General features: G+C 63.9%; 23 protein-coding genes. 12 read left to right on the top strand and 11 right to left on the bottom strand.

Annotation, left to right across the window (positions count from 1 at the left end):
* The first annotated feature begins 67 nt into the window (after window positions 1–67).
* Window positions 68–898 carry an alpha/beta fold hydrolase gene (locus tag AC5E6W_RS19255; RefSeq protein WP_491753960.1) on the top strand — a complete coding sequence of 277 codons (831 nt, stop codon included), beginning with the start codon at window positions 68–70 and terminating at the stop codon, window positions 896–898.
* A gap of 66 nt (window positions 899–964) precedes the next feature.
* Here AC5E6W_RS19255 and AC5E6W_RS19250 read toward each other — a convergent pair whose 3' ends face one another.
* From AC5E6W_RS19250 to AC5E6W_RS19225, 6 genes are all read right to left on the bottom strand, one after another.
* Window positions 965–1,711 (bottom strand): YIP1 family protein, encoded by a 747-nt coding sequence (locus tag AC5E6W_RS19250; RefSeq protein WP_491753959.1) that lies wholly within the window; start codon window positions 1,709–1,711, stop codon window positions 965–967.
* Between the two features lie 112 nt (window positions 1,712–1,823).
* Window positions 1,824–2,417: a helical membrane plugin domain-containing protein gene (locus AC5E6W_RS19245; RefSeq protein ID WP_491753958.1), complete on the bottom strand. Its 594-nt coding sequence runs from the start codon at window positions 2,415–2,417 to the stop codon at window positions 1,824–1,826.
* Window positions 2,418–2,460: 43 nt separating this feature from the next.
* A complete protein-coding gene (fdhF, locus tag AC5E6W_RS19240; RefSeq protein WP_491753957.1) occupies window positions 2,461–5,541 on the bottom strand; it encodes a formate dehydrogenase subunit alpha in 3,081 nt (1,026 codons plus the stop codon).
* A 75-nt stretch (window positions 5,542–5,616) separates the two neighbouring features.
* Window positions 5,617–6,945 (bottom strand): flavin monoamine oxidase family protein, encoded by a 1,329-nt coding sequence (locus AC5E6W_RS19235; protein ID WP_491753956.1) that lies wholly within the window; start codon window positions 6,943–6,945, stop codon window positions 5,617–5,619.
* A 32-nt stretch (window positions 6,946–6,977) separates the two neighbouring features.
* Complete coding sequence (gene pelA, locus AC5E6W_RS19230) at window positions 6,978–8,009, bottom strand: pectate lyase (protein ID WP_491753955.1); 1,032 nt, start codon at window positions 8,007–8,009, stop codon at window positions 6,978–6,980.
* On the bottom strand, window positions 8,010–8,372 hold the full coding sequence (locus AC5E6W_RS19225) for a hypothetical protein (RefSeq protein WP_491753954.1): 363 nt from the start codon (window positions 8,370–8,372) through the stop codon (window positions 8,010–8,012).
* Between the two features lie 384 nt (window positions 8,373–8,756).
* Between AC5E6W_RS19225 and AC5E6W_RS19220 the strand changes: the two genes are divergently transcribed.
* A complete protein-coding gene (locus AC5E6W_RS19220) occupies window positions 8,757–9,911 on the top strand; it encodes a PHP domain-containing protein (RefSeq protein WP_491753953.1) in 1,155 nt (384 codons plus the stop codon).
* Window positions 9,912–10,112: 201 nt separating this feature from the next.
* Here AC5E6W_RS19220 and AC5E6W_RS19215 read toward each other — a convergent pair whose 3' ends face one another.
* On the bottom strand, window positions 10,113–10,880 hold the full coding sequence (locus AC5E6W_RS19215) for a glycosyltransferase family 2 protein (RefSeq protein WP_491753952.1): 768 nt from the start codon (window positions 10,878–10,880) through the stop codon (window positions 10,113–10,115).
* A 205-nt stretch (window positions 10,881–11,085) separates the two neighbouring features.
* Between AC5E6W_RS19215 and AC5E6W_RS19210 the strand changes: the two genes are divergently transcribed.
* The 5 genes from AC5E6W_RS19210 (at window position 11,086) to AC5E6W_RS19190 (ending at window position 17,118) form a co-directional block, all read left to right on the top strand.
* Entirely contained in the window at window positions 11,086–12,276 is a 1,191-nt protein-coding gene (locus tag AC5E6W_RS19210) for a hypothetical protein (protein WP_491753951.1), read from the top strand.
* A complete protein-coding gene (locus AC5E6W_RS19205; protein WP_491753950.1) occupies window positions 12,260–13,327 on the top strand; it encodes a DUF4129 domain-containing protein in 1,068 nt (355 codons plus the stop codon). Before AC5E6W_RS19210 ends, AC5E6W_RS19205 begins: the two co-directional genes overlap by 17 nt.
* Window positions 13,324–14,562: a DUF4350 domain-containing protein gene (locus AC5E6W_RS19200; RefSeq protein WP_491753949.1), complete on the top strand. Its 1,239-nt coding sequence runs from the start codon at window positions 13,324–13,326 to the stop codon at window positions 14,560–14,562. Before AC5E6W_RS19205 ends, AC5E6W_RS19200 begins: the two co-directional genes overlap by 4 nt.
* Before the next feature lie 75 nt (window positions 14,563–14,637).
* Complete coding sequence (locus tag AC5E6W_RS19195) at window positions 14,638–15,630, top strand: AAA family ATPase (RefSeq protein ID WP_491753948.1); 993 nt, start codon at window positions 14,638–14,640, stop codon at window positions 15,628–15,630.
* A 9-nt stretch (window positions 15,631–15,639) separates the two neighbouring features.
* On the top strand, window positions 15,640–17,118 hold the full coding sequence (locus AC5E6W_RS19190) for a DUF58 domain-containing protein (RefSeq protein ID WP_491753947.1): 1,479 nt from the start codon (window positions 15,640–15,642) through the stop codon (window positions 17,116–17,118).
* A 71-nt stretch (window positions 17,119–17,189) separates the two neighbouring features.
* Here the strand turns inward: AC5E6W_RS19190 and AC5E6W_RS19185 are convergent, their stop codons facing one another.
* Window positions 17,190–18,173, bottom strand: coding sequence for a stage II sporulation protein M (locus AC5E6W_RS19185; RefSeq protein WP_491753946.1), 984 nt, complete (start codon window positions 18,171–18,173; stop codon window positions 17,190–17,192).
* Window positions 18,174–18,196: 23 nt separating this feature from the next.
* On the opposite strand from AC5E6W_RS19185, the gene AC5E6W_RS19180 reads away from it, so the two are divergent.
* Window positions 18,197–19,033: an RDD family protein gene (locus AC5E6W_RS19180; RefSeq protein WP_491753945.1), complete on the top strand. Its 837-nt coding sequence runs from the start codon at window positions 18,197–18,199 to the stop codon at window positions 19,031–19,033.
* 99 nt (window positions 19,034–19,132) lie between these two features.
* Window positions 19,133–20,218: a YihY/virulence factor BrkB family protein gene (locus AC5E6W_RS19175; RefSeq protein WP_491753944.1), complete on the top strand. Its 1,086-nt coding sequence runs from the start codon at window positions 19,133–19,135 to the stop codon at window positions 20,216–20,218.
* Window positions 20,219–20,295: 77 nt separating this feature from the next.
* Here AC5E6W_RS19175 and AC5E6W_RS19170 read toward each other — a convergent pair whose 3' ends face one another.
* Together AC5E6W_RS19170 and AC5E6W_RS19165 are read right to left on the bottom strand one after the other, a co-directional pair.
* The gene (locus AC5E6W_RS19170; protein WP_491753943.1) at window positions 20,296–22,230 is read right to left on the bottom strand and encodes a M61 family metallopeptidase; all 1,935 of its coding nucleotides are present in this window, start codon (window positions 22,228–22,230) and stop codon (window positions 20,296–20,298) included.
* 148 nt (window positions 22,231–22,378) lie between these two features.
* A complete protein-coding gene (locus AC5E6W_RS19165; RefSeq protein WP_491753942.1) occupies window positions 22,379–23,116 on the bottom strand; it encodes a TIGR03435 family protein in 738 nt (245 codons plus the stop codon).
* 238 nt (window positions 23,117–23,354) lie between these two features.
* On the opposite strand from AC5E6W_RS19165, the gene AC5E6W_RS19160 reads away from it, so the two are divergent.
* The 3 genes from AC5E6W_RS19160 to AC5E6W_RS19150 all read left to right on the top strand — a co-directional run bounded on the left by AC5E6W_RS19160 (window position 23,355) and on the right by AC5E6W_RS19150 (window position 25,885).
* Window positions 23,355–24,839 carry a sodium:solute symporter family protein gene (locus AC5E6W_RS19160; protein WP_491753941.1) on the top strand — a complete coding sequence of 495 codons (1,485 nt, stop codon included), beginning with the start codon at window positions 23,355–23,357 and terminating at the stop codon, window positions 24,837–24,839.
* A gap of 103 nt (window positions 24,840–24,942) precedes the next feature.
* Window positions 24,943–25,362: a hypothetical protein gene (locus AC5E6W_RS19155; RefSeq protein ID WP_491753940.1), complete on the top strand. Its 420-nt coding sequence runs from the start codon at window positions 24,943–24,945 to the stop codon at window positions 25,360–25,362.
* A gap of 52 nt (window positions 25,363–25,414) precedes the next feature.
* The gene (locus AC5E6W_RS19150) at window positions 25,415–25,885 is read left to right on the top strand and encodes a DUF1440 domain-containing protein (protein ID WP_491753939.1); all 471 of its coding nucleotides are present in this window, start codon (window positions 25,415–25,417) and stop codon (window positions 25,883–25,885) included.
* Window positions 25,886–25,908: 23 nt separating this feature from the next.
* Here the strand turns inward: AC5E6W_RS19150 and queD are convergent, their stop codons facing one another.
* Window positions 25,909–26,286 carry a 6-carboxytetrahydropterin synthase QueD gene (gene queD, locus AC5E6W_RS19145; RefSeq protein WP_491753938.1) on the bottom strand — a complete coding sequence of 126 codons (378 nt, stop codon included), beginning with the start codon at window positions 26,284–26,286 and terminating at the stop codon, window positions 25,909–25,911.
* Window positions 26,287–26,314: the final 28 nt, after the last annotated feature.

The raw sequence follows: 26,314 nt of genomic DNA, 5'->3' as shown, positions 1-26,314 counted from the left end.
AGATTCATCGCAGTGTGATGTCTCGTCGTCCACGGATTACGTCCAAGAACGTAAGGAGAACCAGAACATGCCTTATCTGAAAGTTGGCGAGGAGAACTCCTCGGACATCTCGCTCTATTACGAAGACCGCGGCACTGGCCGGCCGGTGGTGCTGATCCATGGCTGGCCGCTCTCGGGCGCGAGCTGGGAGAAGCAGGGCGCGGCGCTGCTGGCCGCGGGCTACCGCGTCATCACCTACGACCGCCGTGGATTTGGCCGCAGCTCGCAGCCCTCCGAGGGCTACGAGTACGACACGCTGGCGAAGGACACCTACCTGCTGCTGGAGGCGCTGGACCTGAAGGACGTCGCGCTGGTGGGCTTCAGCATGGGCGGCGGCGAAGTGGCGCGCTACATGGGCAAGTACAACAACGGCCGCGTGACGAAGGTATGCTTCATGTCTTCGATCGCACCGGCGCTGCGCAAGGATGGCAATAACCCCGAGGGCATTGACCCGGCGATCTTCGAAGGCATCAAGCAGGCCATCGAGGCGGACCGTTACGTCCAGCTTGAGGGCTTCCTCAAGCTCTTCTACAACAAGAAGCTGGTGGGGGGCACGGACATCTCCGATGCGGCGATCCATGCGAGCTTCAACATCGGCTGCACTTCGAGCTACACGGCGTACCTAGCGTGTGTGGACGCGTGGCTGGAGGACTTCCGCGAGGACGTGGCGCAGATCAAGGTTCCAACGCTCATTATTCACGGTGACGAGGATCAGATTTTGCCGATCGAAGCGACCGGAGCGCGTATGCCTGCGCTGATTCCCGGCGCGACGCTGCATGTGGTCGAGGGCGGGCCGCACGGCCTGAACTGGACGCATGCGACCGAGGTCAATGTCGCGCTGCTGGAATTCCTGAAGTAGTTTGCAGATGGAGACGAAGCAAAGGCCAGCCATGCGGCTGGCCTTTATCTTGTCTCGTCGTCAGAGCTAGCTGGTGGCTGCCGTAAAGCCCACGGTGATGAGCAGACCGATGAGCCAGAGGCCACCGACGATCATCGCCGACGACGAGATCTTCTTCTTCGAGATGATCGCCATGCCGAGGACGAGAACCACGAGCGACCACAGGCCGAGCACGTCGAGGAAACGGCCTCCGGCTGCCATCCATTTGGGCGCCTCGCTGAGGTAGTAGCCGAGGTTGGTTCCGACGGGGTTCTGGAGGTCGAAGTTGTCGCCGCCGACGCCCGCGAAGAGCAGGATCGCACTCAGCACCCAGGTGAGCGCGCGCGGCAAGGCTGAGAACGCAGTGACCGCGAAGACCTGAGGAAACGTCGTCTGCGCGCCCAGGCCGAAGTTGAAGGCCGCCCAAAGAATGAGTGCCTCCAGCAGCATGAAGATCAGAACGAAGAGGAAGCTGCAGTAGGTGACGATGCGCGTGACGTTCGTGATCGTCGCGATCTGTGCGGCGCGCTGATCGGCAGGCAGGCTCTGCATCTGCGCCGCGCGCTCCGGGTTCTTCGCGATCTGGACCTGCGTGACAGTATCGAAGCCGACGGTTTTGTCGACCGTGGCGCTCCAACCCAAGACGAGCAGGACGAGCAGCACCAGCGGAAGCCAGCAGTTGGCGCTCTTCAGGATGTCGGTGAAGGTCTTCGAGGGCGCGACGAAGGTGTCGATGACACGCATCGGCTGCGAGATCGGGTGGGTGGGTTCCAGGGAAACGGCCGCATCAGACATGGGGTGGCCTCCTTCGCCGGCATGAGTTGTCGGATCGAAGAGAGTGTACCGCGTGGACCGCCTTCGTACTAGAAAAACAGCGCGGCCACAGGCCGCACTCTTCGGGGCGCGCTTAGTGACGATCGTCCTTCGGACGCATGGCGCGGCCAAGAGTGGTCAGCATGGCTACGGCGTAGGCCAGGCCGCGGCGAGCATCCTTAGAGGTGGCGCGGCGGAAGAGCTCCCACAGGCCAGGAGGGTCGGCATTGGGATCGCGGCGCTCGTGTACGGCGAAGGCAGGCTTAGGGATATTGCTCTTCTTCTCAGCACTTCCCTTGCCTGCGGTAGCAGGGGGCGCAGTCTTCGCCTCGGCTGCTTCCTTATCGCGTGCGAGCTTGGGGGCGGCGGCCTCGGACATCGAATGAGCGATACCATGCAGCATCTCCGGATCGATGGAAGCGAGGATGCGGGTAAGCGCGATGGCATTGCGCGAGGCCGCGATGGTCTCGGGGAGGGCCATGCCTGCGCCCAGCTTTTCCGCGAGCACATCGCTGCCTCCGACGACGGCGCGGAGTAGATCCAGGACACCCTGGTCGTGCGCGGCCTGCAGCAGGTCGTAGGCGGCGAGCAGTGCCTCGGCATGCTCGCGTGGTGCACGCGCCAACTCCCCCATCAGCTCGTCCTTGGGGTCGATGGGTTGCGGCTTGAAGGTAATCGGGTGGGCCATTACGCTCCTCTTTCAGAGACTCTTATGTTTTGGCAACTCACGCTTATGCGGACTGCGTGGTCTTGATCTGGACCAGCTTGTCGGCGGCCCTGGAGCCGGGCACGTGATAGTCGAGGCGGGCGCGCTTGAGCTCCACCTCTACGCCTCGCGTGGGGTTGCGGGTACCGTAGCGGAAGTTCTTCCGAGGCAGCGGGTTCTGGCCGAGCTCGTCGAGCATTGTGAGCTTCACGGAGAGCTCCTTGAAGGCCGGCGTGTGCGTTGCGCGGTCCACGTGCGAGCTGGTCATCTTGTTCACGGGATTGATCGTGGAGTTCATCGGCATGTACATCTGTTTGCCACTGACGCGATCCGTTACCACCACGCGCACGCGCGCGCTGCCGTAGGGGCTCTCGAGGAGCACGAAGCGGCCGTCGCTGAGGCCGCGCTCGACGGCAAGTTCAGGTGAGACTTCGACGAACGTATCAGGTGCGATCTCCTTGATCCCGGGGACGCGATAGGTCATGTTGCCCTGCTCGAAGTGCTCCAGCAGGCGGCCGTTATTGAGGTGGAGATCATAGGTCTCGTTCGCTTCTTCGCTGGGGCCGACGTAGTCGAGCGGCCAGAAGGTGGCCTTACCGTCCGGCAGCGCGAACTTCTCGGTGTAGAGCACCGGCGAGTCCGTGCCATCCTCCGCTACGGGCCACTGCAGCGACTTGTAGCCCTCAAGGCGCTCATAGCAGACTCCCGCGAAGGTGGGCGTGAGGTTCGCGACCTCGTCCATGACCTCGGAAGGATGCTTGTACTTCCATCCACCTGCGCCGCCAAGCTTCTGTGCAATGAGCTGGATGATCTCCCAGTCTGCCTTCGAATCCCCCACGGGCTCGAGGATCTTGTAGAGACGCTGGATGCGGCGCTCGGTGTTGGTGAAGGTGCCATCCTTCTCAATGGAGGCGCAGGCGGGCAGGACGAGATCGGCGTAGCGGCAGGTCTCCGAGAAGAAGATGTCCTGCACCACAAAGAACTCGAGCTTGGAGAAGGCCTCGGCGACGTCGGTTGCGTTGGCGTCGGAGGTGATGGTGTCCTCGCCCTTGATGTACATCGACTTCAGCTTGCCTTCGTGGATAGCTCTGATCATCTGGTGGTTGTCGAGGCCGACGGTGACGGGCAGCGTCACTCCCCAGGCGGCCTCGAACTTGCCACGGATGGTGGCGTCGTCGACCTTCTGATAGCCGGAGAAGACATCGGGCATGGAGCCCATGTCGCTGGCACCCTGTACGTTGTTGTGGCCGCGCAACGGAAAGCCTCCACGGCCTTCCTTGCCGAAGTTGCCGGTGGTGAGCAGCAGGTTGCAGATGGCGGTGGAGGTGTCCGAGCCGCCACAGTGTTGCGTAACTCCCATGGCCCAGCAGACGGCCACGCCATCGGCGGCAAGGATCTCCTCAGCCACCTGCTTGAGCACGGGTACCGGGATGCCGGTGACGGCTTCAGCATGTTCCAGCGTGTAGCCCTCAAGCGACTGCTGGAACTCCGGCCACTTGTTCACCCACTTGTCGATAAAGGCCTGGTCCTGGCGGCCGGTGTCGATGATGTACTTGGTGACTGCCTGCAGCCAGACCTCGTCGGTGGAGGGGCTGGGCTGCAGGAAGATGTCGGCGCGTTCGGCCATCTCGTTCTTGCGCAGGTCGGCGACGATGAGCTTCTGGCCGCGCCACTTATGGCTGCGTTTGATGCGCGTGGCCAGTACGGGATGGCTCTCCGCGGTGTTGGCTCCGATGATGATGACCAGGCCGGCCTTCTCGATGTCCGCAATGGAGCCGGAGTCTCCACCGATGCCGACGGTGCGCGAGAGGCCCTTCGAGGCCGGGGTCTGGCAGTAGCGGGAGCAGTTGTCGACGTTGTTGGTACCGATGACGGCGCGGGCGAGCTTCATCATGAGGAAGCTCTCCTCGTTGGTGCATTTGGAGGAGGCGATGAAGGCGAGAGCGTCGGGGCCGTACTGGTCCTTCACGCGGGTGAAGTTGTCGGCGACCATCTGGATCGCCTCGTCCCACTCGATCTCGACGAAGGTCTCGCCCTGGCCGGTGTTCACGCGCTTCAGCGGCTTGCGCAGGCGGTCGGGTGAGTTCACGAAGTCCCAGCCGAACTTGCCTTTGACGCAGGTGGAGATGCCGTTCGCGGGGCCGGGACCGGGCTCGACCTTGAGGATGTGGCGATCGCGGGTCCAGATGTCATACGTGCAGCCGACGCCGCAGTAGGTACATACCGTCTTGGTGCGCTTCACCTTCTGCGGGCGGAGGTGCGACTCGATCTCCGAAAGCTGCAGGATCGCGGGATAGCCGGTAGAGGGCTCGATGCCCTTCACCGCGTCGATCATGCCGTCCAAGGCTTTTTGAGGAAGTCCGGTGAGGTAGCCGGCGTGGCCGAGCATGGATTTTTCCATGAGCGCATTGCACGGGCAGACGGTGACGCAGTGGCCGCAGCTTACGCAGCTGGAGCCTTCGATCTGCTCGCCGCCATCCCACAGGACGCGGGGGACTTCGCGATCCCAGGCGATGGACAGCGTCTCGTTCACCTGCACGTTCTGGCAGGCCTCCACGCAACGGCCGCAAAGGATGCACTGGTCCGGATCGTAGCGATAGAAAGGGTTGGACATGTCCTTGCCGTAGGGCTTCTTCCGGAAGGGCCGAGCGTTGTGCTTCACCTCGAGATCGCCGGTGGTGTTGTGCATGGTGCAGTTGCCGTTGTTGTTGTCGCAGACGGTGCAATAGAGGTCGTGGTTTTCAAGCAGGCGGTCGAAGGCCTCGCGCTGGGCAACGTCCGCGCGATCGGTTTTTGTCGCGATCCGCATACCCGCGCCGACACGGGTCTCGCAGGCGCGCACGAGCTCGCCGTTGACCTCGACCATGCAGGTATCGCAGCTGCCGATGGTTCCCATGGCGGGCAGGTAGCAGACGTGCGGAATGCTAGGCTGCTCCAGCATCGCTGCGGCGCGGTTCACGGCCTCGATGAGCGGCTCGCCGGTCTGGGCATATACCTCGTAGCCATCAATGGTGATCTGCACGTCGGGGAAGAACTCCCGCGGCGTGTTCATCAGCGGCTTGTGGTTCTGGAGGCTCTGAGGCGTGAGCGAGCTATTGTCTGCCATGCTCGCTAGGATGCCACCGACGCACTACAGGATGCGAGCCCGCTTTTTGCCTGATGCGCACCGCTCCGCCCGGGGTTAGAATTTGGCAGCGTGTGCCTCGAGCAACTGCTCCGCGGCGCGCAGCCCGGAGCGGATGGCCGCGTGGACTGTTCCCCAGTGGCCGGTGATGTCGGTGTGCTCACCTGCCATGTAGAGAGTGCCATGCTCGGGCTGGGTCATCGCATGCGGGGCGTCCAGAGCTCCCGCGGCCACATAGCTGTAGGCGCCGCGCGAGAGCGGATCTGCCGTCCAATCATGTGCATGCGCGGACAGCAGATCGCCGCGTACGAAGGATTCGTCCACCTGGAAGATCTTCGCCAGCGTCGCGCAGGCCTCAGCGGCGAGCTGGTCCACGCTGCGCCCACTGAAGATCGCGGACCGTGGACCTCCGACCCAGCCAGTGAGGGTCGGTGAGGGCTCAGGTTCGGTGTGCGCCGTCCACCAGACGCTGGGCAGGCGGTTCGTTAACAGGAAACTCATCTGGCGGAGATCGTCGGGCGAGGCAGCGGATGATGCTTCCCACCAGCGGGAGCGGAAGACCAGCGTGATGCGCGCGGCGTCACCCATCTCCATGCGCCTGGCATGGGCGATCGCTGCAGGCTCGGGCTCGATCGTCAGGCCGCCGCGATTGACCTGTTGCAGCACACCGAGCGGCAGGGTGATGAGGCACTTCGGGGCGCGGAAGACGCCCTTTGAAGTGGTGACTTGGACTGCGCCTTGTTGCCAGCGGATCGACTCGACGGTGCAGCCAAGCTCGATGCGGCCGCTCAGGTCTCGAACGCGTGCGGCGAGGAACTCGGCCAGTTGCGCGTAACCACCATGAACATGCCAGGAGTTCGCGCCGCCGATCTCGTCCTCGGCCTTTTGCTGCACGCCCAGGCTCTTGACGCTGATCTTGGCGGCGTCCGCGGCGTTGAAGCCCTCGACATAGCTGGTGACTGCGGCGCGGGCGGAGTCGGGTACGTCGCTGGCACGAAGCCATTCGGCAAAGCTCAGATCCTCGCCTTCGTAGTCTTCGAGATTTTCGAGTGGAGCGAACATCTGCTCGGCTTGGTCGTCGTCTTCGCCGAGGCCGCCCTCGGGCGACTCGCGCAACATCTTGCCCTGGCGCTCGCTGGCGGTGACGCCGGCCTCTTCAATCAGCGACCAAAGCTCCTGCGCGTGGCCGTGGATGAACTCCGCGCCGAGCTCGACGACATCGCCTGAGGCTGCGCGGACGGACCACACACGGCCGCCGACGCGATCACGGGCTTCGAGGATGAGTACGCGGAGGTTGCGCTCGGCCAGGGCGCGTGCGGCGGTGAGACCGGCCATGCCCGCGCCAAGGATGAGGATGTCTGCGTCGAATGTGTGCTGCGCTTCCATGACGATTCAGATGCGACGCGGGGTGATCGGGCTCAGTGCGTCTTCTTCCAGGCCGCGTACTCAGCCAACGCGTGGGTGGGCGCGTTGCCGTACCAGCCATAGCCGTTGCGGCGCTCCAGCGAGATGTCCATCACGTCGTCGTGGATGGTCTTGTCGCGGTCGCCGAAGATGGGCTTCTGGGTGTCAAGCGCATAGTAGCGCGACCAGATGGGGCCTGCACCTTCCTTTGCCTCGAGATGCCGGCCGCCGGGTGTGTTGCGTCCCCCGGTGAAGATGTAGCCCATGATCTTGTGCGCCTCGAACCATGTGGCGGCGGCGTTCACGGCGCGGACCACCTCGGGCGAGGGATGATCGAGCGACATGAGGTACTCCATGACGCCGGCGGATTCGCCGGAGCTGAGCGAAGGCATCTCGTAGTTGCGGGCGGAGCAGGGCTCGAGTGTGAGCGGATCGTATTGCTGTCCCCAGATGGTGAGCTCGGTTCCCTTTCCGTTGGAGGAAGCCAGACGCACCTGGGTACTTAGGATCACGTCGAGCGACTTCGTCACCGCGGCCTTTGCGCGCGTGCGCAGCGGCACGGGAACGAAGCTCCAGTCTTCGGTGCTGGTTTGCTCTTCGGGGAGTTTGCGGCCCATGCGCTGCAGGGCGGCGGCCATCTCGGGATCGATGGGATCCGGCTCGCTGATCTGCTTCGTCCCCTTCGCGACGGCTGTCAGCACTTCGACGGTTTCGATCAGCGCGCCGTCGTTGAAGGTGATGGCGTCGTGATAGCCGCCTTCGAGGGGATAGATCTGCGGCCAGCCGCCGTTGGGATACTGCGCGGCGAGCAGGTACTCGATGCCATGCTTTGCGGCGGCGCGGTATTTGTCGCCGTCGGGCCCGGGCAGCGCGGCGCTCAGTTCGGCGAGGTAATGGATCTCGGTGTTGGTCGCATCATTGTCGAGCGTGGCGATGTAGTGCCAGTGCTCGTCGGCGGGATGATCGAAGTCGTCCGCGTTGCTTTGTGTCGGCGCGGCGTTGGCCGTCGCATAGCTCTGGCCGCGCTGGCGCAAAGATGCATCCATCTAGAGGTTCTTCGACCATCCACCGGACGGCGTCTGGAAGCTGAGGATTACATCCCCGATATGCCTGGCCTCATCGCTGGCGTAGAACGCGGGCTCGCGATGCAGCGGGATGGTGTGGGCGGAGTTGCTCTGCTGCGGCAGCGGAGGAATGGTCGCGAGTCCTCGGCGCTCGGCATCGATCGAGGCGCGGTCCGCAAGGTTGAGTTCGGTGGAGTGCTTGAGGTAGGCGAGCCATGCAGCACGCTGCGGCGCGGGTAGCACTTTGTTGATGCGCTCGGCATTGAGCGGCTCGACCGGTTTGCTGACACCGATAACCGAGGCGTGAAGACTTACGGCGAACGAAAGAGCGAGCAGCGAGCGCATCCGGATCATCCTAAGCCACAGGCTGTCTTGCACATTCTGCTTGTCGGCTTCGGGAGGGGAGACGTTACATCGCGATGAAAAGCCTCCGCATCCGGTCCCTCAGGGGCTGAATCCCCAGCGTTTTCCAGACGCATTGCGGCGGGGCCGGAGCCCCGTCCCTTCAAAGCGAAGTATGCGCAGGGCTTACAGCGGTTGGGGTCGAGGCACATGCGCGGGAACCGTGGCGTACCGCTTTGAAACAAATATGTACCTCTTGCGGAACCTGCCCAAAATTGAAGGCATTTTCTTATTTCCGACACCTCCAGTCCATGCCTGCCGACCATTCTGATGCCAGCACCGCAGAAGCGGTAGCTGGCAGGTCGGCGCAACGGAGGCGCGACACCCATGCAACTGACGTCGAGGATCACCAACAACTGGGATGAGCCGCTTGCAGGCGGCGAGCTGACCACGGGCGTCTCGCTGCATAGCCACACCAGCGTGTCCGAAGAGACCCTTAACTTCATCCATGCCCTGAGCCAGTGGATTCCCGGCGTAAAGAGCGTGGAGCAGCACTACCGCAAGCATGTGCGCAACAAGTTCGGCATCGAGCTGGACTTCGATCGCGCCAACTGGCGTCCTCCGCTGCAGCCGCGCATGGCGTGGGACCTGGAGTGCGGGCAGATCGAGAAGCTGGGCTTCAAGTCGCTGGTCTCGATCACCGATCACGACACGATGGAAGGCTGCTTCCTGCTGCGCACGCTGCCGGGCTCGCGCCACATTCCGATGTCGGTGGAGTGGTCGGCGCCGTTCGGGCAGAGCATCTTCCACCTCGGCATCCACAACGTGCCTTCGGCCGATGCCGTGACCTGGATGTCTCGCTTCGAGGCTTACACCCGCCAGCCCAACGACGAGATCCTGCTGCAGATGCTGCGCGAGCTGCATGATTCGCCGCAGATCCTGATCGTGCTGAACCACCCGCTGTGGGACCTGCACAAGGTGGGCGACTGCCTGCACACCTGCGAGGTGCTGCGCTTCCTGCAGCGCGCCGGTGAGACGATCCACGCGGTCGAGCTGAACGGCCTCCGCCACGCGCAGGAGAACCGCGAGGTGATCCGCCTGGCCCGCGATACGAACACGCTGCTGATCTCCGGTGGCGATCGGCACGGCCTGGAACCCAACGCGGTGCTGAACCTGACGCGCGCGAACACCTTCACGGAGTTCGTCGAAGAGATCCGCGTGGAGAAGCGCAGCCACCTGCACGTGATGGATCAGTACCAGGAGCGCTGGGAGCAGCGCATCGTAAGATCGACGCTCAATGCCGTGACGAACTTCCCGGAGTTCATGCCTGGCTGGCAGCGTTGGGATGAGCGTGTGTACCACCCCGATGCGAACGGCCAGATGCGCACCCTGCACTCTCTGTGGGCCGACGGACGGCCGCCACTGGCGGTACGTACGGCCATCGGTATCACGCGGCTGTTCGGCAAAGGGCCGGTCGCCGCTCCGCTCAGCCTGGCCTTCCCCCGCGTGAACGATGCGACGCGCGAGATGGAGTGGATCTAGCGAGACAGTGAATAGTGAGTAGTGAGTAGACGGGCAAGATATGGCCACCGGCAACCACCGGTGGCCTCACTCTTTGTGCAGCGATGCCCTCCGGAGCTAGGCGAAGTTCGCCGCGGAAAGCAGAAGCCGCCGGGCAGATCCCCGACGGCTTCGGTCTTTCCTCTACTCTCTGCTCACTGCCCTCTACTCACTGTCTCTGCTCTACTCCTGGGTCTGTTCGCGGATATCGATGTGCGTCTCGGTGAAGGGGCGCTTCATGAAGGTCGTCCAGAGGTAGTTGATGGAGTAGCGAGCGGCCATCGTGAACAGGCCTTCCTTGTTCAGGCGGCGGGCAGAGGAGAACATCTTCAGGTCGAAGGTGAAGCGGACCTCACCGACATCGTTGAGACGCCGTGCGATGTCCGTATCCTCGCCGTAGAAGGTGATCGCCGTGTTGAAGCCGCCGATGGACTCCAGCCCTTCGCGGGTGACCACGAAGTTGCCGCCCTGCACCATGGAGCCTACGCGCAGGATGTAGCGATTCATCGCGTAGGTGCACCAGGCCAACATGTAGAAGCCGTGCACGAAGACACGCTGCGAGGCGGTGAGATCGAAGTAGAGGAACGGACCGGAGAAGGAGACCAGCGGCCGGTCGGGGTTCTTCGGCGCTTCGGCGAAGGCTGCCTGCACCTTGGCCAGCCAGCCGGGCGTGAGGCGCGAGTCGGAGTCGATGTTCGCAATGAGATCGCCGGTGGAGGCTGCGAAGCCAGCCTGTCGGGCGTAGGTGAGCCCCTTGCGCGGCTCGTCCACGACGCGGACACCCGGGAAACGCAACGCGACCTCGCGCGTGCGATCGGTGCTGGCGTTGTTGACGACGATGATCTCCGTGCAGTCGCGCAACTCGGGAGTGATCTGCGCCTGGATCGATTCGAGGCACGCGGGGAGATAGGCCTCTTCGTTATAGGCCGGAATGACAAAGCTGAGGCGCATGCAGCAACGCTACCGGGCGATGGTTACAGGGGCGCGAATATTGTTGTGGACAAGGTTCCGGCGAAGGCACATCTGGGCGGACAGGGATGCTATTCTTCCGCCATCCAGCACATCGCGCCGGCCCAGTCGAGCTGCCGCCGTGGAGCCCGGTCTCTGCCGGGATACGCCGAGCCAACGGCTGCGGTGGAGTGGAAGGAGTGTCCGCATGGCGTCAACCCCGTGGAGCCCGTCGCCAGCCCAGCCGCCAGCGCCCCAGACCGCGGCCTACGAGCTGCGCCCGCTGTCGCTCGGCGAGATCCTGGATCGGATCTTCACCGTCTATCGCTCACGCTTCTGGCTCTTCTGTGGACTGATGACCGCCCCGGCACTTATTCGGATTCTGCTGGCCGGGGTCGCTGTCGCGCTGGCTCACTTTCTCCGCACATGGGCGACGCAGGCAACAATCTCACTCGTGACGATCGCCGTGGGGTACACGGCGAGCCTGATCGGGTTCCTCGTCTTCTCCGTTGCCAATGCGGCGCTGATGCATGCGCTCTATGAGACCTACCAGGGACGCGATGCCACGATCGCCGGATCCTTCAGCGCGGTCTCCGGCCGCTGGCTGCGGTACCTGGGCATCGGAGTGTGGCAGCTCTTCACCAGTGCGGGACTCTACCTGCTGTTTGTGGTGCCGGGACTGGTGGTCAGCACGCGCGCCACCGCCGGTCAGGACGCCACGATGATGATGGCTGGCGGGGGTCTCGTCATTCTCGGCGCGCTGGCAGGCATTCCTGTCGGAGTCATCCTGTACCTGCGCAACGCGCTGGCGATCCCGGCGTCCGTGCTCGAGAACCTTCCGGTCCGCGCTGCGATGCGCCGCAGCAAGGTGCTCACCAAGGGCGCCAAGGGAAAGCTCTTCGTGGTGCTGCTGGTGGCCTTCGCGATGTACCTGGTCGTCAGCATGCTGGAAGCTCCGCTGGGTTACCTGATCTTCATGGCGGCGATCAAGCACAAGGAGGCGCTGGGAGCGCAGGCCGTCAACCTCGTGATCGCGTTCCTCGGCATTAGCCTGGTGGGACCGATTGGGGCGCTTGGCCTGGGGCTGATGTACTTCGACCAGCGAGTACGCCAGGAGGCATGGGACCTGGAGCTGCTGCTGGGCGGTCCCCAGGCCGCGGGCGCAGCGACCATGGCCCCGACCACCGCAGTCGTAGTCGAGGACGGCCCCTGGGTTCAGCCTCCGCAGTCGCGCTTTATCACCTGGGATGAGGCGCAGCCGGAGCCGACGGGCGGAATCTATGAGGCGCTGGTCGCGCGGCCTCAGACTCCTCGAACGGCTCCGGAGCCTTCTACGCAGGACGCCTCCATGCAGGGCGAAGCGATACCGGGTACGAACGATCATGGCGAAGGCCTCTAGCTCAGGCGCCGGGCGGGCGCTCATAACGACTCTGGCTGCTGCGTTGGTCTGCGGCACGCCAGCTCTCGGCGAGTCGCTGCCTACCATCGCCGCGCCGGAGCTCCATCAGGAGATCGGCGCGATGCGGGCGCTGGTGGCTGCCTGCGCGGCAAATGCTGATGCCTGCGACGCGCAGAAGGTGGCCGCCGATGCGAACGTGGGAGAGCCCGGCAAAAAGGGCGGCTATGCGCAGCACTGGATCTGGCTGCGCACCGCGATGGGCGAAGCCCACAAGGCCAAGCCAGACGCGCGGGCCGCAGGCATGAAGGATGCGGCGGCGCGGCTCGATGAGCTGGATGGGGAGCTGGATGGCGCGGCCGGAGCCGCACACGCTGGGGCGTCTGATTCGGCCGAAGACTTTGCACGCAAACACGTCAACGCCGTCCTCGCGCAGCCGGAGTTCCAGGAGGTGAAGGGCACCTCGTGGCTGGACCGTGTGGCGGCGCGCTTCTGGCAGGCGATCGGGAGCCTATTTCAAGGGGCGGGCAAGATCGGCAACTCGACACCATGGCTGGCGCCACTGCTGGAGTGGGGCTTCTTCCTCAGCGCCGCGGCTGGGCTGGCCTTCGTGATTCTTCGCGCACTGGTGCAGCAGCGGCTGCAGGTGAAGCTCGCGGCGGGTCCGGCAGCCAATGCCGGCATTTGGGATCGCGAGTCCACCGACTGGGCTCGGCATGCGAACGAGCGGGGTGCCGCCGAGGATTGGCGCGAGGCGCTGCACGGACTCTATTGGGCTGCGATTCTGCACCTCGAGTCCAGGCGGGCGTGGCGGCATGATCCTTCGCGCACGCCGAGGGAATATGTCCGGCTGCTGGCTCCGGGAGGGGCTCAGCGCGAGTCGCTGGCACGGCTGACGCGGCTCTTCGAGCGCGTCTGGTATGGCCTCGAAAGCTCCAACGCCGCGGAGTATCGCGAGGCGCGTGCGCTCTATGAGCGCATCACGACGGCGACTGCCGAGACTCCGGTGCCCGGATCACTCGGCGGCGAGATCGCAGCTGGGGGAGCCGCATGAGCTACCGCCTGAGCCGGATGGACAAATGGCTACTGGGCTCGATTGCGGGGCTCACGCTGGCGATGGTGGTGGTCATCGCGCTGCTCGCTCCTGCCAGCAACAACAATGACCCGCGCCCGAGCACCTTCAACTCCGGCAGCCACGGAGCCAAGGCTGCGTTCCTTGCGCTGCAGGCCATGGGAGTACCCACCGAGCGTTGGGAGCGGCCGCTGGCGGACTTGAGCGATGAGGACGCCGCGCACACCACGCTCATCCTCGCCGACCCCACCTTTACAGACCAGCAGAGCAAAGAGCTGAGCAGCGAACTGCGACGGTTCGTCGAGCAGGGTGGCCGCGTGCTGACCACCGGATGGGGCGGAGCGCAGCTGCTGGACGGCAAGACGGAGTTCGTCAGCCAGCTGACCAAAGGTCTGTGCATCACCACACCCGAAGGCCCTGGAGAACTGGCGGCGGCCGGGGCTGTGCAGTTCGAGGCATACCTGCGCTGGACCAAGCCCGGCACGCAGTACCGCGTGGAGCAGCGCTGCGGGCTGGATCCTGTTGTTGTGCGATTCAACGTGGGATCCAAGGGCGGTGAGGCCATCTGGTGGACCGCAACCACGCCGCTGACCAACGGCGGCCTGAAGGATGAGGCCAACCTGCGGTTGCTGCTCGCCAGCCTGGGACCAGACCTCGGCCACGGGCGGCGCGTGTACTTCGATGAGTCGCTGCGCACCGCGCGGCAGTCTCTGTGGGATTATGCGCGCGGACTGCCGCTCACGTGGCTTTCGCTGCAGACCATTGTGATTGCCGTGCTGCTGCTCTTCAGCTACAGCCGCAGGCGCGGGCCGCTACGTTCGCCGATCATGCTGCCGCGCTCGTCGCCAGTGGAGTTCGCGGAGTCCATGGGCGACCTGTACGAGAGAGCAGGGGCGCGGATCGCCGCCATCGGTGCAACGCGGCGCAGACTGGACCGTGTGCTGCTGCGCGAGGCTGGGCTCTCGCAAGCCACGCTCGCCGATGGGTCCCGGGCTATCGCCGAAGCTCTGACAACGCGCCTGGGCGGGGACTGGAGCGGCCTCGCGAAGCTGCTCGAAGACGCGGCGGAAGCGGACGAGAAGAAATTGACTCGGCGCAGTACGCTGCACCTGGTCCGCGCGCTGCATGAGTACGAAGTCCGGCTGCACGCGATGCTTCGCCCCGAGCTTCGCAAAACGGCGCACAAGCAGAGCCCCATACCTCAGGCCGTCTTGTAGGTCACAATGGAGCACGCGGTTCCAGGAACGCACAAGACCCAACGCATCACCCACCGAGCAGGAGACACGACGAGCATGGCCAGCTACGAACCCGGCGCAGGAGTTGGAGTCGCCGCAGCTACTGAACTCTTTACCCGCGGACGCGATCAGATCGGGCGCATCATCGCCGGTCAGCAGGAGGCCGTCGAACAGGCCCTGGTGACGATGCTGTGTGGCGGCCATGCGCTGCTTGAGGGCGTTCCCGGAGTCGCGAAGACGCTTACCGTGAAGACGCTGGCGCGCTTCCTCGGCCTCGAGTTCCGCCGGGTGCAGGGCACGCCGGACATGATGCCCGCGGACATCCTGGGCACGAACATCTTCACGCCCGCGAGCGGCGACCAGCCGGGTAGCTTTCGCTTTCATCCCGGCCCGGTGTTCACGCAGTTCCTGCTTACCGACGAGATCAACCGCATGCCGCCGCGCACGCAGGCCGCGCTGCTGGAGTCCATGGAAGAGCGCCAGGTGACCGCCGACGGCGAGCGCTATGTACTCAACGATTTCTTCACCGTCTTCGCGACGCAGAATCCTGTCGAGTTTGAGGGTACGTATCCGCTGCCCGAAGCGCAGCTCGACCGCTTCCTGCTGAAGATCATGATCGACTACCCGAGCGCGGCGGATGAGCGCATCGTGCTGGAACGCCACCACGCCGCGCACACGACTGCTGCATTGGCGGAGACCCCGATCGAGCCCGTGCAGCAGGATCTGCTGGCCGCGGCGCGCCATGAGATTCGCAGCGTGCGCGTGGAGGACGACATCTTCAGCTACATGCTGGCCGTGGTGCGCCGCACGCGTGAGTGGCCGGCGATCTCGCTGGGCGCGAGCCCGCGTGCGAGCGCGGCGCTGCTGCTTACGTCGAAGGCGTTTGCGGCGCGCGAGGGCCGCGACTTTGTCGTGCCCGACGATGTGAAGGAAGCCGCGCTGCCGACGCTGCGTCATCGCCTGGTGCTGCGGCCTGAGGCGGAGCTCGAAGGCATGAACCCCGACCGCGTGTTGAGGGATGTGCTGGCAGCCACCCAGGTGCCCAAGTAGGCCGAGATCATGCGGACCCTGATCCCACCCGCCGCTACAGCCATCGCGCAGCCCATGGGCAAGCGCGTGCCATGGCTTGCGTTCGGACTGACGCCACGCGCGTTGTTTCTGTTCGCGGGCGGCCTGCTGCTCTCTATCCCGGCGTTCTATCATCCGCGAGCCATCGGCTTCATGTTTGCGTGGGACGTGCTTGTGGTCCTCGCCATCGTGGCGGACCTGCTGCAGCTTCCACGAGCGACAAGCTTCACCGTGCGGCGGACTTTTCTAGATTCGCCACAGCTTGGCGAGCCTACGCGCGTCGAGCTGGGCCTCACCCACACGGCGAACGCCGTGCTGCGCATGACCATGATCGATGACCTGCATCCTGGGTTGATCCTCGATCCTCAGCTGCAACGTCTCGAGGCCTTCCCTCGCGACGAAACCATCAGCGTCACGACGCTGCGTCCCAGCCAGCGCGGGGACTTCGCGTTGGGCAGCGTGTATCTGCGTTATCGCAGCGGGCTTGGCCTCGTGGAGCGTTGGGCTTCGGCGCTGCCTGCGGTCGATCGCATGGAAGGTCCGCAGCCGCAGCCTGTGCGGGTGTTTCCGGCGCATGAGGACAGCCGCGGATCGACGAAGTTTTACCTACTGCGGGCGCGGCAGATCGAGATGCAGCGACGCAAACTGCAGCTGCGCGGCATCGGCCGCGACTTCGACTCGCTGCGCGACTACCAGCCCGGCGACGAGCTGCGCAACGTGAGCTGGACCGCGACCGCGCGGCGAGGCAAGCTGGTCACGCGGCAGTTCACCGTGGAGCGATCGCAGCAGGTGTGGGTGGTGCTGGACGCGGGCCGCCTGTCGCGCACGGCCTTCGAGCTGCGGCGGTCCGTCAACGAAGCCGTGGCGGAGACCGATTCCGAGCGCGAGCGCGCGCATGCAATGACCGTGACGCAGCTCGACCAGGCGACCACCGCGGCGACGATGCTTTCGCAGGTGGTGTCCATCTCCGGCGACAAGTTTGGCATGATGACCTACGGCCGCAGCGTGCAGCAGTTGCTGATGCCGGGCTCGGGGCCGATGCACCTCCGTCTGCTGTTGGACTTGCTGAGCCAGACGCGCAGCGAGGCCGCCGAGGCCGATCATCTGAACGCCGTCGCGCGCATCAAGAACGTGCAACGCCGGCGCGGGCTGATTGTGTGGATCACCGAACTTGCCGACGCCGCAGGTCAGCCGGAGCTCGTCGTCGCAGCGAGTGAGCTCGCGCGCAGGCACCTCGTGGTGCTGGTGTTGCTGCATCATCCGGAGCTCGATGCCCTGGCTGCCAGCGAGCCGACGACGAGCGCGCAGATGTTCCATGCAGCGGCTGCTGAGGAGATGCTGGAGCGCCGCCGCGAGCGCATCGCGAGGCTCGAACGCGCGGGTGTGCTCATCGTCGAGACGACCGCTGAGGAGATCGGTGTGCAGGCGGTGAGCCAGTATCTCGAGGTGAAGGCGAAGGGAATGATTTAGGAGCAGCAGAACAGCGGAATAGCAGAACAGCAGAGTAGCTAAATCGGCATGCTGACGACGATTCGCGCCTATCACTGTTCTGCTGTTCTGCTCCTCTGCTCTTCTGCTGTACTTCGGCCGCCTAGCGCGAGCCACAAACAAAGGCCCGTGAACAACACGGCGCCGACGCCGAACTTGATGCCGACGGGGATGTGCGTTGGCGAGAGAAACGCTTCGAGCGTGCCTGCGATGATCAGCAGCGGAATCGTTCCGCTGACGAGCTGCACCGCGTCGACGCCTGCGACTGCAATCGAGTCTCGACGGCGCAGGTTGCCGGGGAAGAGGATGCCAGCTCCGAGCCGCAGCCCAGCTGCTCCGGCGAACATGATTGACGGCAGCTCCAGCGCGCCGTGCGCGGCGATGAAGCTCCACAAGCTGATGGCCATGTGATGCTGCGCGCAGATGACGGCGATGATGCCGAGCATCAGCCCATTGTTGAAGAGCGAATACAGCGTGAGCAGCCCGCCGGTGACGCCGCCGGCGAAGGTCATGAAGCAGACGAGGATGTTGTTCGTCATGATGAACGAAGAGGTCTCGGGCTTCATGCTGAGGATGCTGTCGGTCCACATCTTCTGCTTGTCGAGGTCGGCGATGCGCTCTGCACCGAAGAAGGCGACGCCGAACTCCGGCTTGACCATGGTGATGATCGCGCCGAGTGCGGCGGTCAGGAGCGTAATTGCGATTGCTGCATAGACGTAGCCCTTGAAGCGGCGGATGAGGCGAGGGTAACCGTGCGCCAGGAATCGCCAGATGGTGAGCGGCGAAATGCGCTGCCCGGAGTAGACATAGTTATGCGCGCGGCTGACTACCTGGTTGAGGTATTGTTCGATGGCGCGCGAGCCGCGGTCGGCGCGCGCCGCCGAAAGATCCGCCGCAGCCTGCCGGTAGAGCAGCCCGAAGTCGCGGAGCTCGCCATGCGTGAGCGAGCGAACGCCGTGCAATTCCGCCTGGCGGGCGAACGTCTCCAGCCGGCTCCAGTTATCCTTGCGTAGATTGATCCAAACGTTACTCAGCATAGGTTCAGGGCAGAGGTCAGAGCATGGGAAGCTTCGAGCGTCACCACTTTAGCGATCAGCTTAGCATCGACACGCCGGAGCAAGTGGATTTGCGCTTCAGCGTCGCGGGCATTGGAAGCCGGCTGGTCGCGGCGTTGCTCGACGGCCTGCTGATCCTGGCCTTCTTTTTCGCGGAGGGATTGATCCTGGTCGCGGTGGCGGCGGCCACGGCGGCAACCCGCTATGCAGGCCGTGGCGAATCGTGGATCGAACACTGGGCGACCGCAATTCTGGTCTTCCTCAACTTCCTCGTAGTGTGGGGATACTTCGCGATCTTCGAGGCGGTGTGGCGCGGGCAGACGCCGGGCAAACGGGTGATGAAGCTACGAGTCCTGAAGGACTCCGGGCGGCAGATCACGTTCTTCGAGGCCCTGGCGCGAAACCTGATGCGATTCGTGGATTACATGCCCGGCTTCTATCTCGTGGGCGTCATCACCATGCTGTGCAACAAGCGCAATAAGCGGCTGGGCGACCTTGTGGTCGGCACCATTGTGATCCATGAGCGTTTGGCGGACCAGCCGCTGATGGTGCAGCAGAACTCGCTGGTCGCTGCTCAGGCTCCGGCGTGGCAGGCGCAGCCTGTTCCGGCGATCTTTCCCGCCGACGCGATCGCGCGGCTGGGCCAGCAGGACCTCGTCGTCATTGATGCGTTCTTCGCGCGCGCGCTGGATCTTTCGCTCGAGACCCGTGCGGCCATGGCGCAACGGATCGCGCGGCAGATGGCCGAGCGGATGGATGTGCCTGTGCCGGAGGGCAATCCGGAGCGCGCGCTGGAGTCGATCCTGTATGCCATCCGCGGTGGAGCGCATTCGCTGCACTAAATCGAACCGTGAAGGCGAAACGAAACTCCAACGTCCCTGTCCGGGAGTGCATCTCACCCTGCAGGCGCGAGTCGCACTCTCGCCAGAGATGGGCCTCCCATGCTTTCCGCTGAAACTAAGCCGGCCGCTTCCAGCGACGGCGCCCCGGTCGATGCCTCGTCCAATCCTCGGGCCCGAACGAAGGACCACACCCTTACGCACGTCGATCCCCTGGCTCAGCGCATCTGGGACCAGGTTTCGCACTCTCCGCTGCATAGCCTGTGGGACCTGCAGGGCGTGCCGCCGTCGCTGATCGGCCGAAGGACGCTGAGCGCGCTGCTGGATGACAACCTGCTCTCGCGTGCTGCGGAGATGGGCTACTACTTCCTGTTCGCGCTCTTCCCGACGCTGGTGTGCGCCAGTGCGCTCGTGGGGCTGGTCGCCCAACGCGCGCGCGAGGTCTACGTGAACCTGCTGCAGTATCTCGCGCTGGTGGTTCCACCGACGGCGTACAACATGGTCATCGACACCTTCAACCAGACCACCGCCGCAGCTACGCGTGGCAAGCTGACCTTCGGCATCGTCGCGGCGCTGTGGTCGGCCTCGGTAGGTTTCTCGGCGATGCAGGACGGCATGAACACCGTCTACAAGGTGAAGGAGACAAGGCCGTACTGGAAGGCGCGTGGCTCGTCAATCCTGGTAACGGCGCTGCTCAGCCTCATCGTCACCGCCAACCTGAGCGTGCTGCTCCTGGCCGATGCTTCTGCGCGCTTCGCGCATGTGCGTATCTTCCACCGCTGGCTCGCGTGGGCCACCATCATCTCGATCCATGCGATCGCGACGCTCACCGTCCTTGCGCTGCTGATGCTGCTCTTCGCGGTGATCTATTACTTCGGCCCGGACCTGAAGAACAAAACGTGGCGATGGCTGACGCCCGGAGCTGCGATGGGCATCTCAGGATGGTTGCTCGCTTCCATCGGCCTGCGCATCTACCTGCATTACTTCAACACGTACTCGCTTACCTATGGCTCACTGGGCGCGGTGATTGTGCTGCTCACGTGGTTCTACCTCAGCGGACTGATGCTGCTGCTGGGCGCGGAGGTGAACTCAGAGATCGAGGCTGCGGTCGCCGAACGTGGCATGAAGAAGGCTGGGGAGATCCCGCAGCAAACAGCGGCTGAGCCGGGCACGCAGCCGGCGATTTGACGCTGAGCGGTTGCGGCTAAAAGTAAAGCGGCGAACCCGAGGCTCGCCGCTTGCCGCACGATTCGCTACTCCATGCCTTATTTCACCATCGGCTCCAGGATGTCATCGAGCCGATCCACCGTGCCAGGTACACGCTCGAAGTGCGGATAGCGCTCGCCACCGTGATAGTCGATGCGAATCGTCTTGTAGTAGCCCGTGTTTTCGACGATAAGCTCAACGGCGGGACCGTTGCCGACTGTGTCCTGAAGGGCCTGGTGCATGAGAGCCGCAGAGTATCCTCGACCGTTCACGGCGACGACATGGAAGCCCGGCGCGATGCCAGCTTTGTAGGCCGCGCCGCCTACGATCGCATCCTGCACGATGCCGTTCGAGTCAACTTCGAGACCGATGGAGTAGCGCGCGTCGATGCCACCCACGCCTGCGGAACTCTCGGTGAGCTGCGACCAGTAGTCGGGCTTGTCAGAGTAGGTGAGCTTGTAGCCTGAAAGCGCGTCGATGCCTGCCGTTTCCGGCGCGTGGAAGTCGTTGGAGTCCAAACGTGTGCGCAGGAAGGCTGCCCAGTCGTTGGGTACGACGGCGTTCAGGCCTTTGACGACGTCGTCGAAGTCATAGGGCACGACCATCGGGCCGGTATTGCCGTTGAGTCCATGGAATGCTGCTGCGAAATCATTCAACGACTTCTTGCCTTCGGTCTTGGAGCGGATGGTGAGGTCGACTTCGAGCCACAACAGCTCGCCCTCGTCGTAGAAATCCGTGTTGCGGCGGAAGTTGTCGAAGGCTCCGCCGGTTGTGTAAAGGATCTGCGCCATGGTCGCCGTGTCCTGGAGGTCGCGCCAGGTGCGCCCGGGGCGGGCATCGTTGAGGTACGCCGCGATGGTGGCGAGCCGGTCGCGATAGATGGCGTTGTTCCAGATGCCGCAACGCGCAGCGAGCACATCGCCGAGGTACTCGGTGAGGCCCTCGTAGACCCACAGCAGATTGCCCTTCATCGGGTCTTCGTAGTTACCCGTTGCGAGGCCGATGGGGCGGCGATACTTGCCGTTCCACGAGTGGGTAAACTCATGCGGCAGCAGCAGGCCATTGGCGATGAACTGATCGTCGTCGACAAAGGTCTTCTCGGCCACGCGGTCGTCGGACGACTGGTGGTGTTCGAGGCCAAAGTGCGCGACCTGGTCCGAAAGCGTGACGAGGAAGTGATACGAGTTGTAATGCCGCGACTTGTACAGCGAGCCCGTCTCGCGGATGAGCCGCGAGAACTCTGCGATGTGCTCGTCGGAGAGCTTGATGTCTTCCGGGCCGTCACCGGCGAGATCGAGGAAGTGCTTTGGCGTAATTTCGGGCGCGAGGGGGATCTCGCGGAACCAACGACCGGCGAGCACTGGCGAATCGATGAGTTGCTCCATCGAGACTGCGGCGTAGTGGATCAGTTGCCCACTTGAGTTTCCGTTGCCCGGCCTGGCGATCTCGATGGTTCCGGCGCCCGGTGCGTCCGACGGGGTCAGCGCGGTTCCGGCCTTCCAGTACATGGGCAGCATCACCGATGGCGTGACCATGCTCTTCGCGGGATCGACGCCATGCGGCGCGACGATGAGCGTGTTCCAGCTCAGCAATGCGAGGTTGTTGCTGGTTGATCCGCCGGCAGTGAATGAACCTCCCGAGACGGCGAGGAAGTCCATCGCGATGTTGAGCTTGGTGACGCCCTGCGGCACCGTCAGGTGATACGCATACATCTCCACCGGGTCGCGCTCCCACTTCACGCGCTCGCCACTTGGCGTACTTATGATAAAGCCGGCCTGGTTCTGGATGGGGCCGTCGGGCATGTGCTCGCCGGGGATCCACTTGGGGTACTCGAGCGTCAGCGGCCCCGGCTGGACCTCCAGCGTTTCCTTCGCGTGCAGAATGTGCCGTGGAGCATCGGTGAGGTCAACAGCCAGCGTGACGGAAGGAGTTTGTGCGATGAGGCTGCCAGCGGCAACCGTGAGAAGCGCTACGGAGGGAAACCGAAAAAACATGAGGCTTAGTTTACGCGCGGCGTGCGCGGCACCTCGGCCATCCATAGCTCGAAGGCGGATGGCCTTCTGCAACCAATCAGCCCTGAAGGCTCGCAAGGACGGACAAAGCCGCGCTTGCACCGGTGGAGGGGTGCGTGATCCGGCGCCATCAGTTCGCGAGCGGCCTCTCAGCTCGGTCGATGACGAGCACATCCATTGGACTCTTCGCGGGGCTGAGCCTCAGGCCCAGCTGCTCCGGAAGCGCCTGGAAGAGCCCTGGCGCCGGCTCAGCACCGGACGCAGCCGAAGCCTGCTGAGGAGGATGCCCCTGAAACTGCGAGTCATCCGGCGTAAACGTCAGATCAAAGTCAATTCTTCCTGTAATGCCGGTGTGGTCGGCTACTGGCCGGTCGAGCACGATCATCTGCATCATCGTGGTGAACTGCGCCAGGGTCGTGTTTCTTGCGGGAAGAACGAGGCCGTTTGCGCCGGGGTGAAACTCCAGACTCGGAAATGCGCTTGTGCTCGCACTCTTCGAGAGGTTATGCTGCCCTCCTTTGTCCACCGTGAGGGCATATACAGAGAGTTCGCGCTGTTCATGGTGAAAGGCGAGCCCGAAACGTTCGGTGAGTAGCTTCTGAAGCATGCCGATCCACTGTTTCACGCTTGGGTCGCCCTCGCCATTCGGAACACCGACGAGGTCGAACTTCTCCCCTTCGACCCAGACCGGACCGCCCACGATCTGGCGTGGATGAACGCTGTAAGAGATCTCGATCAGATCCGCGAACGAGACATTGTGAGCCATGTAGCGCCGTCCGACGATGCGAAAGTACTTCTGCGTGGTATTACCCGGATCAACGGGCTTGAGGGTGGCGACTTCGAAGCTCGGATCCGCATCTGCGGACATCGGTTTGGGGCTCTGGCAGGTCGCGACTTGCAGAGCAAACACGAGCCAGCTTGCGATAGCTATGACGACGGGCCACCGGCCCCTTCTGTGCAAAGCAATTCTCCGCATATGAGCCATCTCCTGGTTCTGGTACACAGGACGCACGTCCTGCGTTTGCGTTCGACGATATTTGCGATTGGGAGAGCCGAACAGCCGTCACCCATCCTGCTGTCACCATTTCGGTAGAATGACCGCACCCATGACTCTCTACGTCGTCGTTCTCGGTCTTATCGTTGTCACGCTGCTGGGCGTGTCTCTCGCGCGCCTGGGCAAGACGAAGACCAAGGCGGACTACCTGGTCGCGGGACGCTCCTTGCCGGCGTTTGTACTGGTCTTTACGCTGCTGTCGAGCTGGATCGGCTCCGGGTCGCTGCTGGGCGGAGCGGAGAATGCCTACAAGCATGGCTTCGCGGCGCTGTGGCAGGCTGCCGGAGGATGGGCCGGCCTGGCGCTGATCTACTTCATCGCTCCGCGGGCGCGGAAGTTTGCGCAGTTCACCATCCCGGACCTGCTGGAGGCGCGCTACAACCAGACGGCGCGCGTGCTGGGCGTCATCGCCGTATTGTTCGCCTACACCGCGATCACCAGCTACCAGTTCATCGGCGGCGGCGATATCATCCATCTGATTTTCCCGCAGATCACCTCGATCCATGGGCGTTACATCCTGGCGGCTTTCGTCATTGTCTTCACCGCCATCGCGGGGATGGGGTCGGTGGCCTATATGGATGTCGTGATCGGCATGCTGGCGACGGCGACCTTGATCGTCGCGCTACCGGTGCTGATCCATCTCGCCGGCGGCTGGAGCGGGGTGCAGGCGGCCCTGCCCGCCACACACTTCCAGCTCTTTGGCGACCTGCGGCCCGTCTCCAGCTACACGCGCACGCTGCCGGACGGGTCGCACGAGCAGGTGAAGTCGGCGCTGGCGATCTTCCTGCCGACGTGCCTGCTGATGCTCGGCAACCAGTCGATGTACCAGAAGTTCTTCTCCGCGAAGAGCGAGAAGGATGCCACGCGAGCCACGTTGGGCTGGATCGTCGGTACGGTGATCCTCGAGAGCGTCATCGTTGCCGTCGCGGTGGTGGGATCGGCGATCTTCCGAACCGGGGAGGTCGCGCAGAACCCTCGCGAGGTGTTGGCCTACACGGCGACGCACGCCTTCAACGGCAGCCCGCTGCTCCAGCTGCTGGGCGCGCTGCTGGTCGGGGCGATCTTCGCCAAGGTGGTCTCCACCGCCAATAACTACCTGTTCTCGCCGGCGACCAACCTGGTCAACGACATCTTTGTGCGCTACGTTCGCCCAGAGGGCTCGAACAGCGAGGTGCTGCTGGTGTCGCGCGCCATGGTGGTCCTGCTTGGGGCCTGGGCTTTGATTCAGTCCATCGCCGTCACCAGCGTGCTGGAGAAGAGCCTGCAGGCCTACACCATCTACTCCGCCGGGCTGACGCCGGTGATCCTGGCGGCGTTTTTCTGGAAGCGCGCCACCGCCTGGGGGGCTGTAGCCAGCATCGCGGCGGGAACCGTCGTAACGCTTGCGTGGGACCGCCTCGGGCCGCTTCTTCCCCCGGCGATCGGCCAGCAGGACGCCATCCTCCCAGCGTTGCTCGCCTCGCTGGTGGGACTGCTCGTCGTCAGCCTCCTCTCGCCGCGGCCCACACAGGAACAGCTCGCTCAATTTCAGGCGTAAGTCGTCACAACAGATGACTAGAACTCAGGCAATAATATTGGGGCGGATCGAAGCCCGCCGCATCTAAACCCGCACGTGGGAAGTTCCCACGAGGAGACGATCGATGTTTTCCATCCAGCCGCTTGCCGCCATGGACCTCAACAGCCCGCTGCTGCTGGCCCTCGCCGGCAGCTCGCCCGCCCAGCTCGAAGGCCTCAACCCGTCCCCTTTCTTCCCCGTAGCGGAAGCTCCGATGCCTCTCTTCGCGGCCCTCAACGACGAAGATGAAGACGAGGAGGAAGAGGATGAGGACGAAGATGACGACGATCTCGAAGACGATGAGGACTTCGAGGACGACGAGGATGAGGACGAAGATGACGACGAGGACGAGGATGACCTCGAGGACGATGACGAGGTTGAGGACGAAGAAGACGATGAGGACGAGGACGACCTCGAGGACGACGACTTCAATGACGACGCCGAGGATGAGGACGACCCGACCCTGAACGGTCGCCGTCGCCGTCCGACCGGCTATACCTTCTAGGTTTCTGTTGCGGATGCAGCGCGCCCGGCCTGGGCGCGCATCTCATCAGGCTGTGCGCGAAACGAACCCAACCCGCTCGCTCTCCAAGGCGCTGATCGCTGGCCTCGTCGCCGGTGTGGTCGCCACCGCAGCCAAGTCTCTGGCGGAACGCTTTTACCCTCCCCGCACCCATGGGGAGCCGGAGCCACCTGAGGAGCTCGCCGAGCGACTCGCAGGCCATAAGCTCTCTCCGCAGACGAAGCACATCGCAGCCGAGGGCCTTCACTGGGCCTTTGGAGCTGCAGCCGGTGCTGCCTACGGCGCGCTGGCGGAGTACTACCCCGCTGCCACCGCCAAGGAAGGCGCAGCCTTCGGGATGGCGCTGATGACGCTTACCCACGACACCGCGCTGCCCGCGCTTGATCTGGGCGCCGATCCAGAAGCTCAGACGCCCCGCGAGCACACCAGCGAGATCGCTTCCCATGTGCTGTACGGCGTGGTAGCGGAGAAGGTACGCGGCTGGGTGCGGCGGGCTATCGATTAGCCCCACCAGATTCCTGCTGACCGTTATTCGTAGTATCGGGCGAAGCTCGTATCGGTCTCGTACAGGGTGCAATCCTTTACGCGCACACGGCCGGAGGTCATCGTCGCGACGTGGTCGCTGGTCTTCTCGTAGAAGTACTTCGCCAGATTCTCGGCCGAGGGGTTCACGGTCGTGAACGGCTCCAGCTCGTTGATCATCTGGTGATCGAGGTACTCGACCGTCGGGCGTAGGACGTTCTTGAGCTCCTTGAAGTCCAGCAGAAGGCCGCTCGCGTCCAGCTCCTGGCCGACGAGCGTGACCAGCACGCGGTAGTTGTGACCGTGCGGGTTCTCGCACTTGCCTTTGTAGTTGCGCAGGAAGTGCCCGGAAGAAAAACCTGCCTGCACGGTGACTTCAAACATCGCTCTTGTCCACTCCCGCCGCGTCCCA

The sequence above is a fragment of the Bryocella sp. genome (genome assembly GCF_058498515.1).
Note: the sequence above shows the minus strand (reverse complement) of the source record. Positions and strands in the feature narration are given on the sequence as shown.

Coding starts and splice junctions, on each gene's coding strand:
- AC5E6W_RS19220 (WP_491753953.1), top strand. CDS start 8,757: ATGCAACTGACGTCGAGGATCACCAACAACTGGGATGAGCCGCTTGCA.
- AC5E6W_RS19255 (WP_491753960.1), top strand. CDS start 68: ATGCCTTATCTGAAAGTTGGCGAGGAGAACTCCTCGGACATCTCGCTC.
- queD (WP_491753938.1), bottom strand. CDS start 26,286: ATGTTTGAAGTCACCGTGCAGGCAGGTTTTTCTTCCGGGCACTTCCTG.
- AC5E6W_RS19225 (WP_491753954.1), bottom strand. CDS start 8,372: ATGCGCTCGCTGCTCGCTCTTTCGTTCGCCGTAAGTCTTCACGCCTCG.
- AC5E6W_RS19155 (WP_491753940.1), top strand. CDS start 24,943: ATGTTTTCCATCCAGCCGCTTGCCGCCATGGACCTCAACAGCCCGCTG.
- AC5E6W_RS19180 (WP_491753945.1), top strand. CDS start 18,197: ATGGGAAGCTTCGAGCGTCACCACTTTAGCGATCAGCTTAGCATCGAC.
- AC5E6W_RS19210 (WP_491753951.1), top strand. CDS start 11,086: ATGGCGTCAACCCCGTGGAGCCCGTCGCCAGCCCAGCCGCCAGCGCCC.
- AC5E6W_RS19165 (WP_491753942.1), bottom strand. CDS start 23,116: ATGTCCGCAGATGCGGATCCGAGCTTCGAAGTCGCCACCCTCAAGCCC.
- AC5E6W_RS19245 (WP_491753958.1), bottom strand. CDS start 2,417: ATGGCCCACCCGATTACCTTCAAGCCGCAACCCATCGACCCCAAGGAC.
- AC5E6W_RS19195 (WP_491753948.1), top strand. CDS start 14,638: ATGGCCAGCTACGAACCCGGCGCAGGAGTTGGAGTCGCCGCAGCTACT.
- pelA (WP_491753955.1), bottom strand. CDS start 8,009: ATGGATGCATCTTTGCGCCAGCGCGGCCAGAGCTATGCGACGGCCAAC.
- AC5E6W_RS19200 (WP_491753949.1), top strand. CDS start 13,324: ATGAGCTACCGCCTGAGCCGGATGGACAAATGGCTACTGGGCTCGATT.
- AC5E6W_RS19175 (WP_491753944.1), top strand. CDS start 19,133: ATGCTTTCCGCTGAAACTAAGCCGGCCGCTTCCAGCGACGGCGCCCCG.
- fdhF (WP_491753957.1), bottom strand. CDS start 5,541: ATGGCAGACAATAGCTCGCTCACGCCTCAGAGCCTCCAGAACCACAAG.
- AC5E6W_RS19160 (WP_491753941.1), top strand. CDS start 23,355: ATGACTCTCTACGTCGTCGTTCTCGGTCTTATCGTTGTCACGCTGCTG.
- AC5E6W_RS19250 (WP_491753959.1), bottom strand. CDS start 1,711: ATGTCTGATGCGGCCGTTTCCCTGGAACCCACCCACCCGATCTCGCAG.
- AC5E6W_RS19190 (WP_491753947.1), top strand. CDS start 15,640: ATGCGGACCCTGATCCCACCCGCCGCTACAGCCATCGCGCAGCCCATG.
- AC5E6W_RS19235 (WP_491753956.1), bottom strand. CDS start 6,945: ATGGAAGCGCAGCACACATTCGACGCAGACATCCTCATCCTTGGCGCG.
- AC5E6W_RS19205 (WP_491753950.1), top strand. CDS start 12,260: ATGGCGAAGGCCTCTAGCTCAGGCGCCGGGCGGGCGCTCATAACGACT.
- AC5E6W_RS19185 (WP_491753946.1), bottom strand. CDS start 18,173: ATGCTGAGTAACGTTTGGATCAATCTACGCAAGGATAACTGGAGCCGG.
- AC5E6W_RS19215 (WP_491753952.1), bottom strand. CDS start 10,880: ATGCGCCTCAGCTTTGTCATTCCGGCCTATAACGAAGAGGCCTATCTC.
- AC5E6W_RS19170 (WP_491753943.1), bottom strand. CDS start 22,230: ATGTTTTTTCGGTTTCCCTCCGTAGCGCTTCTCACGGTTGCCGCTGGC.